Origin of the sequence: Rhizobium sp. RSm-3 (genome assembly GCF_001854685.1) — a bacterium.
Taxonomy (GTDB): domain Bacteria; phylum Pseudomonadota; class Alphaproteobacteria; order Rhizobiales; family Rhizobiaceae; genus Rhizobium; species Rhizobium ecuadorense.
In genome coordinates this window covers 1-13,468 of the sequence record NZ_MAWZ01000039.1, presented here as the reverse complement: position 1 = coordinate 13,468, position 13,468 = coordinate 1, and the positions used below count along the sequence as shown (strand labels likewise).

The following is a 13,468-nucleotide window of genomic DNA, read 5'->3' as shown; positions in this document are numbered from 1 at the left end:
GCGACGCTTTCATCGTCTTCTGGTCCCTTTCCCAGCCAGGAAAATGCACCGGAAAACTCTAACCAAAATTGGTCCAGTTTGAAGGGTTCAGATCAGCATCAGCCGCAACTTTCTACCAGCGCCGTCGCTTATCCGATCCGACGACCATGTCTATTTTGTGGGGGAGAACGGTGTTGCCGGTGGTCATGTTGGCGATCGGTGCTTGTACGTTCGCAGGCCTGTCCACGTTTCAAAGCATATATGCCGAAACGCGCGGACTCTCACCGAATGTCTTCTTTCTGACATTCACCGTCACGACTGTCACATTGCGATTCTCCGTCGCGGGTATGATCGGTAAGTTGCCGCTTGGGCGCCTAGCACTCACCCTCTTCGTGACGACACTGATTGGGATCGGACTTTTGGTTTTGAACCCGGGAAGCGAGCTGCTGTACGTCGTCGCCACCGTTCTCTTTGCGATAGGCTACGGTCTCACTTATTCGACCTTGAATGCGATGGTGGTGAACCTCGCTGGCGAACGTGGTCTGTCAATCTCAACGGCCTCCCAAGTCTTTACACTCGCTTATTTTCGTGGGTTCGTTCGAATTCCCGTATCTCGGTGGCACATTAATTGCTGTTTATGGCATCGACGTTGCCATGCTCGTGATGGCGGGTCTGGTCGCTCTCAACATCGCAATCGCCAGTCAGACATTGTGGAGGGCGGTGTAGGAGACAGACGTCCTTCGATAATGATTTCCGTATCGCTGCCCACGTGCCCGCCCAACCAAAGGAAGTGTGTTTATGCAAGTGCTGGATCTCATCGGTATAGGCATCGGACCCTTTAATCTTAGTCTTGCAGCACTCGCGTGTCCGACGCCGCTGCGCACTGCCTTTTTCGAAAAGGAAAGCGGCTTCGATTGGCATCCTGGGCTGCTGCTGCCCAACAGTCGCCTGCAGGTATCTCCGCTGAAGGACTGTGTGACACTTGCAGATCCGACCAGTCCGTTTTCGTTTCTCAACTACCTCGCGGTGCATGGACGGCTGTACAGCTTCGTAAACCGGTGCGACGCGACCACGTCGCGAAGAGAGTTCACACAGTATTTCCAATGGGTTGCGCATCAGTTGCCACAACTCCGGTTTGGGGAGGAGGTTACCGACGTAACCAGATTAGACGAGGGTTACCGCGTGACGACGACTCGAGATCACTACCATGCACGCTCAGTTGCGATTGGCGTCGGTGTCGTTGCAACAATTCCCGAATGCGCCAAACCTTGGCTGGGCGAGAAGGTCTACCATGTGGCGAGCTATCTGGATCGGCCACAAATCGACATCGGTGAACGCGTATTAGTCGTTGGTGGGGGGCAGAGCGGTGCGGAGGTTGTTGAACACCTATTGGGCAGTCCGGGTATCGGTAAAATTACATGGGTGACGTCACGCGGGAACCTGTTCACGAGGGATGACAGCTCTTTTATCAACGTGTCATACACGCCGTCTTACAGCCAGCGCTTTCATTCGCTGCCACTTAAAAAACGTCGCACTATTGTCGACGACGAAAAACTCACCAGTGACGGCATTTCAGCAGAATTGAGCAACCGCATTTACGAAACTATCTATCACCGCAGCGCGACTGGCAATATTGACGATGTCATTCAACTGCTACCCGCAGTCGTCATGAAGGAGTTGTCTCCTCATGCGGACGGTTGGCACGCGCTGTTGGCTTCGCACGGCACCTGTCAGCGACCGACTGTAGTGGCTGATCGGGTCGTACTCGCCACCGGTTTCGAGCCTCGCCCGCTAGCGTTTATCGATCGCCTATTGGCTTCCGCTTCTATGGAAGGCGGTCTGCCGGTCGTGAAGGACGATTACTCCGTTCAATTCGAGGACAACGCCCCCGGCCAGGTATATCTGCAAAACCGATCCCCAGTCCAAAGTGGCTTGCAGAGTGTGAATCTATCGCTCGTCGCCTACCGAAACGGTCGCATCATCAATAGCCTGCTTCGGCGTGAATACTATCTGAACGTCCCAGATCGGCCGATCCTTGGGTGCCTAGGTTTACTTCCCGCTCAAGAGACACAAAACGCAAGATAACACTCCAGTGCAGTGCAGCTCGGGGCGCCTGCTCACGACGCAGCTTTACCAGGCGGCTTTAAATCTAAAAAGGAGTTACACATGTTAACCAAAGAACAAAAATCAACATGGGATGACGTTGGATACATTAGGATTGAGTCATTTCTCGATCTAGAAAGCCGAGATAAACTTTCAGCTCTTGTGGCTGATGTTTCGTGCTGGGAGACAAGTGAAGACAAATGGCTGATATGGTTCGAAAAAACAACTGACGGTAGGAGGATCATTTCGAAGGTCGAGAACTTCCTCGAATTTAACGCCCCCCTGCGTGATTTACTGCTGGCTGACCACCGTATCGAGTCGATCGTCGAAGAGTTACTGGGGGAAAATGCCCGCATGCTCAAAGAGTTGCTGATCTTTAAGTACTCCGACAGCGGCGGCTATCGCCCGCATCAGGACATCTACCATATCCCACATAAGCTACCAGACCGGATGGTGCACGCGATTGTTGCAATAGGCATCGACGATTCCGGCCCAGACAACGGAGGGCTTTTCTTCAGCCCCGGGAACCACAAAAAGGGCGTGTTCCCAATGGACGCCGGCGGCGTAATGTACCCCGAGGTCGCGGACAGGCTGGCCTGGGAGCCCGTAACGTGGAAGGCCGGTGACATTTTCATCTTTGACGACTATGCCCCACATTACTCAAAGCCCAACAAAAGTGAAAATTCTCGAAGGGTGATTTATCTCGTGTTCCAGCGTGCCTCAACTGGTGGGCCAACGAGGGCCGAATACAACAAACTGAAACGCGCCTACAACCCTCCCGAGGGCAAGGTCTCCAACATCGACGAGCTCAAGCCGCCGAACGGCATTTTCTATCGCGATTGAAGGCAGAGGACAGAGGCAAACATGTATACGAAACAGATCGACCGCTCAATCATGCGCCAGGAGTATGGCGTTCTGGTGTGCCGGTTACTTGAGCATCTACCGCAGGCAGTCGCAACGGCTTTCGGCACATCGATTGTGGAGGTGGTACCTGGCGATGCGGTCGATCTTCATTCGCACCCAGAGCACGAACTCTGGGTATTGATCTCGGGCAGCGGCGTGTTTCAATCCGATGGAGAAACCTCCGCAGTCAGTGGGGACACGATGGTCTATATAGCGCCGCACCAAAAACACGCGATCAAAAATAGCAGCCCTCAAACCAGCTTAAAGTTCCTTTCGATATGGTGGGATTGAATTGAGAGCAAACCAACATACTTTTTTTGCCTGCTCGGCGCCGCCGTGCCCGAACGGCAAGCTGCATCTTGGGCATATAGGTGGCGTGTACCTTCTCGCCGACGTGTTCGTACGCTACCACCGCATGGTAGGCAACGCGGCCTATCACGTGACAGGTGCGGACGAACATGGCACTTACACGCTGGTGAAAGCCCGAAAGCTTGGCAGGCCGGTTGATGACGTCGCACACATGCACATTGAAGAAATTCTGCAGTGTCTGCGGTCAGTTGATATTGAACCGGACGTATTTGTAAGGACTTCAAGCGAAGACCACAAAGACCGCAGCTTGGCGATCTACGACCAACTAAGAGCGTCCGGCTACGTTGAGCTGCGCGACGGAGAGCAACTGTATTGCGGGACGTGCGAAGAGTTCGCCGCAGACTCACTCGCGGTCGGAGAGTGTCCAGCTTGTAACGCGCCAACAGATAGTAACCTTTGCGAAGATTGCGGCTCGGCGCTGCAACACAATCTACTACGCAACCCGATTCACACGACATGCGGCCAGAGCCTTATCTTGCGCCCGATTCGACAGGTTCATTTTGAGCTTGAAAAATTTGCTCCGGGGCTCGATCACGCCATTGAGGCGAGCGGATGGCCGGAATCCATAAAGCGCAAAGAACTTGACTGGCTACGGTCAAAACTGATGGCATTGCCGATGTCGCGGCATTTCGACCGTGGTGTGACTTTGAACTACCCGGTGGAGGTGGCAGGCCAAACTTTAATGACTTGGTTTGAAGGATTGTGGTGCTATGAGACAGGAATCGAACGCCTCTGCAAGCAAAATGGCGCAGATCTCGATGACACTATGCGCAACGCGAGCACGAGACTCGTATTCTTCATGGGTCAGGATAACCGGTTTTATTACACGATCGGCGTTACTGCTAGTTTGTTCTCGCGCGGTTATGCGATTCCATACAACCATGCAATTCAGGACTTTTATAAGCTCGAAGGCGCGAAATTTTCTACTAGCCGTGACCACGCTGTGTGGGCTGACGAGGTGGCAGCAGATATCGACACGAACGTGCTGCGCTACTATTTGGCTAGCCTCGCCAAGCCATTTGGCGCAAACGACAACGATTTTCTGATCGAGGGGCTGCTTCAGACCGCGGCTAGAATTCGTGCTTTCGAAACGGCTTTGCGCAAGTACGCCGGATGTAACGAGACGCTGACGGCCGACAAGCTGACAGTCGAGCAGAACCACAATGTTAAACGATATTCCGAAGCGGTGCAGGACTTGCGCGTCTGGGATGCCATGGACGCCATAGACGCCTTTTTCGACGTTGCGTCTTTTTCAAGGGCAGATACCTCAGTCAGCGCAGCGGAAGTTTCCGTATTTCTAAGCCTTCTTAATCCTGTGACCCCGATGCTTGCGGCGCGGTATGGTGCTTTCTTTTTCGGAGCCGGATGGCGGCCGGGGCTCGATGGCGGCACTATCCGGCCAAGCACCGGCTTACGCAAACCGGTTGATTTCCCATTGTTTAGCGACCCGATTCCGGAAGCCTTCATAGAGGCTTATGAAAGACGATTTAGGCAAGTCCGGCCGAATTCTTAGCTTTTAATGACGGCAACCGCTTTGACGATCCCGAGGCGAGTAACGCGGACGCCGACCGGATGACGGCATCTCGATAGCGGAGAACGCAAGGCGGCAGTCGGGCGACCTACTTCGTTCCGAAAGGCCCACGACGGCTTTCTGGCGTGCGACGGCGTCGCGCTTGGCGGCGGGCCTTTCTATTTTTTTAAGGAGCTCGGGAAGTGGGGCCGTATCCAGGATCTGCTCGGCGAGCAGTCTCTTCAGTGTGGCGTTCTCTTCCTCAAGCGCCTTCAGGCGCGTTGATCTTTTCATCACAAATTACTGGCACGCCACCAATATCTTGAACATGCTTCCAAACAGAAGGAGCCCGCCAGTCGATAGCCAGCGTACGGCAAAGCCTCTCCGGTATCGCGATATGATGAACCTACTTCCGCCCATCCGTTCACTAGCATTTCATGTCGCTCGGTGACGCCGCTCCACATCGCCTATTGCTAAGGTGCCATTCGATATTTAAAGTGGATTATCTGCAACTATAACGTCTATCGTAACTATGCGGCCTACTTAATTGATCACCAAACTAACCTAAGCCTTTTTGACGAACCTTCATTGGATCTATGCTGGAAGGTTCTGTACTGGAAAAATCGATTGTTTGGATATAAAATATCCGTTGTTTGGATGTGACTAAAGATGCGTTTCAAGGGCCTTGATCTAAACCTGCTCGTTGCATTGGATGCGCTCACGACCGAGCGCAACCTAACGGCTGCCGCACGTAGTATCAATCTAAGTCAACCAGCAATGAGTGCCGCCATTGGTAGGCTTCGGGACTATTTCCGCGACGAATTGTTTACAATGAATGGTCGAGAACTTCGGCTGACGCCCCGTGCCGAAGGACTTGCCTCGGCAGTGCGTGAAACTCTCTTGCAGGTACAATGCTCAATCATCTCTTGGGAGCCGTTTAACCCGTCGAAGTCTGACAGATGCTTTAGAATAGTTCTGTCCGATTTCATGATGCTGATATACTTCAATAAAATCATTGAGCGAGTTGCTCGAGAAGCGCCCGCAGTCAGCTTTGAGTTGCTGCCTTTGGATAGTGATCCGTACGAGATGCTTAGCCGCGGTGACGTCGACTTCCTCATCGTGCCTGAATTTTTTCTCTCGGGCGCACACCCGAGCGCAAAACTGTTCACAGAGAAGTTTGTATGTGTAGCCTGTTCGACAAATGTGGACCTACCTTCAGCGCTGACGATCGAGCAATATGTCTCCACGGGACACGTCGCTGCCGCGTTTGGGCGCTTTTTGAAGCCATCGGTCGAGGGCTGGTTCTTGCTCGAGAATGGTATTCAGAGGCGGGTGGAGGTCGTCGTGCAAGGGTTTAGCTTAATACCACCAGTCCTGCGTGGCACGAACCGCATAGCTAACCTACCGCTTCGCTTAGTCGAGCATTACGAAAGTACTTTCCCTTTGCGGATCATCAACCTTCCGTTACCGCTCCCCGTCTTCACAGAAGCTGTTCAATGGCCAGCGCTCCATAATGCCGATCCAGGGAGCATCTGGTTCAGGGAGATATTGGTTGAGGAAGCTTCCCGTATGATGTCCTCCAACGCACCTAAAATACATGGGTTGCTACAACAATCCGGTTCCTGACCAAGGTTCCTGCTTGAGTAAGATCCGCCCGAGCCCGAATAAGTTCAACAGCCACCAAAGAGGCTTTTCAAAGGTATCCATCCGGGGAAGGCCGCTGACCTTGCCCCCAAGTTTTATCCAGTTTTGAGTTCGCTCCGACGGTTTTGGGTTGCTGTATTTGCGGCGGTAGCGGCGGGTTGCGGTGCGGAGCAATTGTGGTCCCCCAGCACCCTTCGATTTGCCGCCGAAGGTGCTAGACAGCACGTCGCGCAATCGTCCGAAGGGCGGCCGATCGGCGACGGGCGTAGCGCTCAGCTTCGTCGATAAAATGGCCTGCGGGTCACTCACAGGTGGTGCCGTCTTCAGCTAATCGGCCGCGTCGCGGGTCGTCGCTCCCAATGCAGCCCAGCTTCCTAGGTTTCAGGATGGTCACGGCAATCGCGCTGCCTCCTGAACCATTATATCTCGCATCCAGATATTTGCCGGATCTTTGTCGTGAAGTACCGGCCATTGGACTGCCTCGGTGAATGTCGGCAGCGCTATCGGGGGCGCAGTCATCCGCAATGGTATCGTGTCCTCAAAAAGCCCAACTAGTCGTAACGGAACGGTTGCGATGCGATCGGTGCCCATTAGGGCGGCGGGGATCATGCTAAAGCTTGAAACAACGACTTCGACCCGCCTCTTGAGGCCATGCTCCTGCAAGAAGCAATCTTCTATGGTAGGCTGCTGCGTCCGACCGAACCTAACTACCGCGTGCCCCATTGAAGAATACTCCTCGGCAGTAAGGGCTTCCTCAAGTTGTTTGTTATTACTGCAGCCGACGCAAGTCAGTCGTTCCTGAAATAGATCTATCTTAGGGTGCGCGCTCGACATGAATAGCGGTGGGCTAATAAGGAAGTCTACGTCGCCGCGTCGCAAAAGCTCGTCTGGATTGTCAGTAAGAGGCAGCAAGTCAAAACTAATGCCGGGTGCTTCCCGCGCAAGACGCTCCAGTATCTTCTGAAAAAGAACAACTGTAACGAAATCGCATAAGCTTACTCGGAAATGACGATCTGATTGATCAGGAGTAAATTTATCCCAGGGTATGATATTGAGCCGAATATGCTGTAAAGCCTCACGAATCGCAGGCGCGAGGTCTTCCGCACGCGGAGTTGGAACGAACTCACGACCACGCATCGTAAATAGTTCATCGCGGAAATAGGAGCGGAGCCGGCGGACAGCTGCACTCATTGCGGGCTGGCTCAGATTAATGCTACGTGCCGCCGCAGTAAGGTTGCGCTCAATCATTAGTGCATCGAGCGCGACAAGGAGATTTAGATCGAGGCCCTTAAATCGCATATCTTTTAACTATCCAATAGTGCAGCCCATTCCACAATGGCTGTTCCTACGGCGATGGCTGAATTCGCCTTGACGCTCCTCAATCGATTTGAGGGCGCGGCCACAGAGACTTAATCTCTGTGATCGGAAAGCAACCTGAGGCCAGTCCAGATTAAGCCATAACTCCAGAGTGAACGCTCGTTGCAGTGTAATAGGAAGCCTCCAATGGCAAATCACCAAACGCCAGCTGGCAAAGAAGATAATTAGCACCTGCTTCCTCGACATGATCGAGAAGATCTTGCCTAACTGAAGCAGCAGTACCAACTACGCACAACTGACAGTCTACTGCTGCATCAAAATCCGGCGGGAGGTTCTGAGGAGTCTGTATCCCGTTAATCTCGTACAGAAACCTAAAGCTCCGAAGCCACCGTTGATAAGCCGGGGCCGCGAGCGAAATGGCATGCTTCGTCGTGCTGCCGGCCACCACCATTCGGACCAACCCAAGGAACGGCGCCCGTTTCCTGTCCCCGGCGGTACGTCTCTCGTGTGCTCGGTAGGCATCAGTGATCTGGCGAACAGCAGAAGCAGGGCCCCCGCAGGCAAGATTTGTATCGTTCTCAGCCGCCCAGCGCGCAACCTCAGGACGACTGGTTGTAATCCATGTCGGAGGCTGAGGACGTTGATGTGGCCGCAACATCAACGGGACTTTGTCTAGTTCAAAGTGGTCGCCTTTGTAGGAAAGAGCCTGAGCTCCTTCCTTCATCGCTTGGATGACGATCTCGCTGGCTTCGAGATAGCGCGATGTCGCCACCTCCTCATCAATACCGAAAAAGCTCCATTCGATTGGTAAGGAGCCGCGCCCCATGCCCAACTCGAGCCTGCCACCGCTCAGATGATCCAGCATGCAAATTTCTTCAAACGCACGTAACGGATGATAAAGGTTCAACAGCATAACCAAAGGACCGAGACGAAGATGCTGCGTGCGCTGAGCTACGCTTGCTAGAAATAGATTCGGCGAAGGTCCTCTGCCGTGGGGAGTACAGTGGTGCTCTGCGACGTGATATCCATAAAAGCCAAGGCGATCGCAGACCTCTGCCAACTTCATCCGATCTTCATACTGGCGCCCAATCTCCCTTCCGTCTTCGTCCAAATGGTCGAAGATACCAACCATCAGCTTTGCGGGAAGAGAGTTTGTCATTTAAATGTCTCCAAGTTTGGCGGCGAATTTTCGGTGACCAAGACCGGAGGGTGGCCCCGATGTCTTTCGCCAGGAATCATCGAAAAGCTGCTGGTTCTAAAAAACGATGCTGACGCCGATGAGCTAATCATAATGCTCACGTTGAAATGACATTGAATCATTCGTATTCATGTATGACTTCGCGGTGGGTAACACCCCATCTCGCATACCCACAGCTCCGTTCACTTTTGAGAAGCCAAGGATTGGCAAGATCGGATAGTGGTTGTTCAGCTTTTGTGGCGACCCAAATGTGTTAAAGCTGGTATTCGGTTTAATGCGACGAGGCTCCTGCAGTAGGCGAAGAAAGGACCCAGAGCTATGTCTCGGCGCTTGATTGGCAGACGAGAGCGCCTTCTGCAGTTCCACGTTGGCCATGTTCGTCTCCATTTACCGGCCAGGTCTGTGACCTTGCCCTCGGCTGCTCTCGGTGGAGCAACATCATGGGGTCCCCAATTCATAATCGAGGTGTTTAATAACATCCCATGGCTTCGTAAAATTGATTGTTTGTATGGCATTGATCCACCAGGTGAATAACCAGGAATCTTCACCGTCAAAGGGTTGCTGATCGAACTAGCATACGGTCGACCCAGGCGAGATCACGGCCCCTTCCGAAGGTGGAAGGATCAGGAGCCAGTGCGGTTTTGGCCGCAGCGCAACAGCGCCGATACCAGAAATAGATGTGACGCAGTTGGCTTCCGCGTCTTTCGTGCACGCTGTTGTATGTCCTTAACATTCCCCATCTTAACTTCATAGGATCACAGGTTTTACGATAGGGAAATTGCTCTCAACCCTTCAAACTGGACCAATTTTGGTTAGAGTTTTCCGGTGCATTTTCCTGGCTGGGAAARGGAMCRGAASACGATGAARGCRTCGCAGTTTTCGGACGCTCAGAAGGCGTTCATTYTGAAGCARGGTGATGARGGCGTSTCGRTYGCKGARATYTGYMGSAAGGCGGGGATCAGYCAGRCGACTTAYTTCAACTGGAAGAAAAARTACGCSGGCATGYTGCCRCCRGAGATGAAGAGGCKSAARCAGCTYGAGGACGRGAATTCGCGMYTGAAGAAGATCGTCGCGGATCTGACGYTGGACCGYGAGATGYTGCAGGAYGYCATCCGCCGAAAGCTCTAAGGCCTGAGGGGTAGCGGGAGGTGGTGTCATGTGCCGCGATTGGGCGATCTCGATCCGGCGTGCCTGTGGCGCGTTGAACTTCGATCGGTCGACCGATCACTACATCTCTCGCCGCGCCGAGGCCGGTCTAGACCTGTGAGCGCGGGTGCGCTACGGCTATCGTCGCGTGCATGTGCTTTTGGAACGCGAGGGTTGGGGCACCAACATCAAGCGAACCTATCGCATTTACAGGGACTTGGGACTGCAGCTGCGGAATAAGACTCGGAAGCGCCGTGTTAAGGCGAAACTTCGCGAGGATCGGCAAATGGCTGTCGGACCAAATGACGTGTGGGCGATGGACTTCGTGCACGACCAGCTCGCAACCGGAAAGAAACTGCGGGTCCTGACGGTGGTCGCCACCTTCTCACGCTATGTTCCCGCGCTTGATCCGCCTCACAGCTATCGAGGTGAAGATGTCGTGCAGACGTTGGGACGGGTGTGACGATTTTCGTTATAGTGCGCACTATGAGTCCGATTACGCAACATACGTATTGAACCCTCATTCTCTAATCGAGGCGCCGTTACGTGGAACCGCATTTCCTTTCCCGAAGAAATAACCTACCTCACGGCATCTCTATGAAAGGTGACGAGGCGTTAGGTTTGACTGGCCCGTCCACGCGTCTGTAACGGCTGCCCGATCTTCCAAAGCATGCTTGTGTCGATCTCAAGCTCGACTCCAACCTTGCCCGCACCTGTGACTACGGTAGGATAAGAAAAAAGGGCGGTGTCGATCAGTACAGCGATCTTCTGGAGACCGAATGGTGATACGCTTCCTGACGGGTAGCCGAAGAGATCGAGTACCTGTTCTTTCTGAGCAAGCTCGGCTCGTTTCCATCCATACGTGCCAGCAACCGCTTTCATGTCAATCTTTGAAGGTGATGGCAGCAAAACGGCACAAAGGTGGCGCGCAGGATGAGACCGGCGCATCACATCGTTCGCTTTCTGCTCGGCAATAATCATCGTCTTTGCAACGCGCCCCACGGGAACGCCGATAGCGGAGGCTAAATCGGAAGGAGATGTAATAGGGGTGGCGAACTCACTATAGCGCCACAATCGTACCGTCGACGCTCCGATCTGGTGCAGTTCAGCAAGTACGTTCGGATGAACGTCCAACATAGTCGTTTCCTTCCGGTTCACCTGGTAGGACGATCGAGGATAGCTGTTTCAGCGACTGCGAGTACAGCCCTCTTGCGAGTAAGTTTCAGGCGGTTCGCTCCAAAAGCTGCCTAATGCGGCGGCGACCCTCGTTCCCAAAAATACTGAAGTAAGCCTCCAGGCACTTATCGCTATCGAGCATGAAAGGAGCATCATATTTGGTGATATGCCGAATAGCCAAGGCTGGAACCGTTGTGTCGAGCGGTCGAAACATCCTGTTGTGCAAACCGGGCTCCGGGCAACCTGGATAAAATTCACCGATCATGAAACCTTCCTGAATGAAGTCGGGCTTCAGCCGTTTTTGCAGTTGACCAATCCTGATAATCTCTCCTTCATCCTGTATTCCAGGAAGGGCAATGATAATGGCCTTATAGATCCAGTCGCCCGTTCGATCGTTGAAGGACTTTACGGGTTTCATCTGGCTGAAGACGGCGAGCATACGCGCCAAATCGTTTTCGATTTCGTCAACTGCAACAGCTTGCGACGCGGCAACCCGTAAAAGCCCCTTCGTCAGAGCCTCGGGAACGAAAGGGCAAACGCTCCCGTCCCGACCTAAATGAGGATGTGGATTGGAGAGGAATTCTGAGGCATACCGAGCAAATTTCTGAAGAGCTGCGTTTGCATACTCATCATAGGCGTTGTATCCCGCATCAATATTCTTTTCCAGAATTTCGCCCACTGTCATCAATGGACCAATCGTCCCGAAAGGTTGGCTGTAATCTTTCCAAATTTCTTTATTCATTTCGGATCCCTGGTTCGAAAAGCCACGTGCAAAACGGAAGGTCGGGCTCTTGCATGCCAGCTCGGGCGGCGGGCGAGCTGGTCGGGGGCCAATCAAGAGACCGACCTTCCATCGGAAGCGAAGCTCCCGAATTTTTGGTAGCACTCGTAGTTACACTTGTGTAACTGTTTTTTTAAATGGATGTGAAAACAAGAGCGGGGGCTCGTGCACGATGAAGGTTAGTCTCACGACCGCCCGCAAATTCTTATATTCGTCGTAGTTATGAAGACATACATATGATAAATGTCGCCGCGATGGGATCCGGTAACAGGCTTTGGGTGAAAACAGAACGACCCATTGCGCAGAGGCGTGGCCGTGGCGAAGACAACACGAAGAGAAATATATACGCCAGAACAGATCGACGTCGGCGTAAAGCATAAGCTTGAGAAAATTGACTCGTTTTTGTCAGATCTCGTTAGCGAAAATTCCGAAGAAAAACTATTCCTGAGGAATATTCTTGGATTGATGCTTAAAGTATATCATATGGACGCCAATAACAAACCCATGACGAAGATGCAGGCGTGTCGCTATCTGCCTTTCAAAAACCAGACTGTTTGCCAAAAGTATGTCGAGGCAGCGCATTTGCGTGGGTTCATCGACATCACTCGGGATAAAACGGACAAACGGCGTCTGATTGTTGTTCCAAAGGAGCCGTTGGTTGTCTATGTCAATGAATATATAGCTGACTTCCTTGATGACTGCCGTAGAGCGATTGACAGTGCCGCTCAAGTAGCTACGCTTCCTGAGGAAGGGATGGCAACGGCAAGTTCTTCATCTATTGATAAATCGCCAGCGTCTTCTGGGGCACCTGTGGGTTCCTCTCAAAAGAGAGTCGATCGAAAAGCCAGGAAATTTTAGCGAGTTTTATTGTGGGAAAGCAAAAGTAAGAAGCCGGTCTCGCGCGCGTTTATCCTTTCATCAATCAAATGTTTCCTCCGTAAACAAGCTTCATCGAGGTAACCCGCTTCGCTTAACCGGCCTGACGGCCGGTGCAGGCGCTGCTAGGGGGAGCGGCTGTATCGTCGTTTCGGCCAAGAAACTGCGCGGGAAGTTCGGCGGCATCCTCAGCCTTATCACCTTGGCATTTACGCTATCTTTTTAGGCGAGGCGGAAACCGCTGACGCGGTCCTCCATCTCTTGGTCGAGACAGTGTGACCTGCCACTGAATTTTCATCCGGCGTCTGACCTGCCACTGAGAATTTCTGAACCGCTCCCAAACGTTGGACCACCGGATGCTAGAGTTTTCGGGCTTCATTCAGGGAGGCGGGCTGGTTGCGCCTCCCGAATTCACCAACGAGATCGGCACCTTGTTGCCGATCGCACCATGAGGTCTTTCCTCATT

Annotated in this window: 11 protein-coding genes and 2 pseudogenes; 7 read left to right on the top strand and 6 right to left on the bottom strand. The window is 52.9% G+C overall.

All coding sequences use genetic code 11. The features are described from left to right. Positions 1-777: 777 nt before the first annotated feature. The 4 genes from BBJ66_RS25160 (at position 778) to BBJ66_RS25145 (ending at position 4,867) form a co-directional block, all read left to right on the top strand. The gene (locus tag BBJ66_RS25160; RefSeq protein WP_010009012.1) at positions 778-2,064 is read left to right on the top strand and encodes a lysine N(6)-hydroxylase/L-ornithine N(5)-oxygenase family protein; all 1,287 of its coding nucleotides are present in this window, start codon (positions 778-780) and stop codon (positions 2,062-2,064) included. 81 nt (positions 2,065-2,145) lie between these two features. Then, a complete protein-coding gene (locus BBJ66_RS25155) occupies positions 2,146-2,925 on the top strand; it encodes a phytanoyl-CoA dioxygenase family protein (protein WP_010018321.1) in 780 nt (259 codons plus the stop codon). Positions 2,926-2,946: 21 nt separating this feature from the next. Next, positions 2,947-3,276, top strand: a complete 330-nt coding sequence (locus tag BBJ66_RS25150; protein WP_004677772.1) for a cupin domain-containing protein — start codon at positions 2,947-2,949, stop codon at positions 3,274-3,276. A gap of 1 nt (position 3,277) precedes the next feature. Further along, entirely contained in the window at positions 3,278-4,867 is a 1,590-nt protein-coding gene (locus BBJ66_RS25145; protein ID WP_012489590.1) for a class I tRNA ligase family protein, read from the top strand. 111 nt (positions 4,868-4,978) lie between these two features. Here BBJ66_RS25145 and BBJ66_RS34380 read toward each other — a convergent pair. After that, positions 4,979-5,146: pseudogene (locus tag BBJ66_RS34380) on the bottom strand (IS3 family transposase); the annotation flags it as partial. Between the two features lie 387 nt (positions 5,147-5,533). Between BBJ66_RS34380 and nodD2 the strand changes: the two are divergent. Then, positions 5,534-6,490 carry a transcriptional regulator NodD2 gene (nodD2, locus tag BBJ66_RS25140; protein WP_004677768.1) on the top strand — a complete coding sequence of 319 codons (957 nt, stop codon included), beginning with the start codon at positions 5,534-5,536 and terminating at the stop codon, positions 6,488-6,490. Here nodD2 and BBJ66_RS35070 read toward each other — a convergent pair. The 3 genes from BBJ66_RS35070 to BBJ66_RS25130 all read right to left on the bottom strand — a co-directional run bounded on the left by BBJ66_RS35070 (position 6,470) and on the right by BBJ66_RS25130 (position 8,984). Then, the gene (locus BBJ66_RS35070; RefSeq protein WP_012489591.1) at positions 6,470-6,817 is read right to left on the bottom strand and encodes a hypothetical protein; all 348 of its coding nucleotides are present in this window, start codon (positions 6,815-6,817) and stop codon (positions 6,470-6,472) included. The genes nodD2 and BBJ66_RS35070 overlap by 21 nt on opposite strands. An 81-nt stretch (positions 6,818-6,898) precedes the next feature. Beyond that, complete coding sequence (gene nodD3 / locus BBJ66_RS25135; RefSeq protein WP_004677763.1) at positions 6,899-7,807, bottom strand: transcriptional regulator NodD3; 909 nt, start codon at positions 7,805-7,807, stop codon at positions 6,899-6,901. 151 nt (positions 7,808-7,958) lie between these two features. After that, positions 7,959-8,984 (bottom strand): LLM class flavin-dependent oxidoreductase, encoded by a 1,026-nt coding sequence (locus BBJ66_RS25130; protein WP_012489592.1) that lies wholly within the window; start codon positions 8,982-8,984, stop codon positions 7,959-7,961. 900 nt (positions 8,985-9,884) lie between these two features. On the opposite strand from BBJ66_RS25130, the pseudogene BBJ66_RS33725 reads away from it, so the two are divergent. Further along, positions 9,885-10,629: pseudogene (locus tag BBJ66_RS33725) on the top strand (transposase); the annotation flags it as partial. 155 nt (positions 10,630-10,784) lie between these two features. Here BBJ66_RS33725 and BBJ66_RS25115 read toward each other — a convergent pair. Beyond that, a complete protein-coding gene (locus BBJ66_RS25115) occupies positions 10,785-11,306 on the bottom strand; it encodes an aminoacyl-tRNA deacylase (protein ID WP_004677747.1) in 522 nt (173 codons plus the stop codon). An 85-nt stretch (positions 11,307-11,391) separates the two neighbouring features. Continuing rightward, on the bottom strand, positions 11,392-12,087 hold the full coding sequence (locus tag BBJ66_RS25110) for a DUF6875 domain-containing protein (RefSeq protein WP_004677746.1): 696 nt from the start codon (positions 12,085-12,087) through the stop codon (positions 11,392-11,394). A gap of 354 nt (positions 12,088-12,441) precedes the next feature. On the opposite strand from BBJ66_RS25110, the gene BBJ66_RS34800 reads away from it, so the two are divergent. Further along, positions 12,442-12,984, top strand: a complete 543-nt coding sequence (locus BBJ66_RS34800; RefSeq protein ID WP_012489593.1) for a hypothetical protein — start codon at positions 12,442-12,444, stop codon at positions 12,982-12,984. Positions 12,985-13,468: the final 484 nt, after the last annotated feature.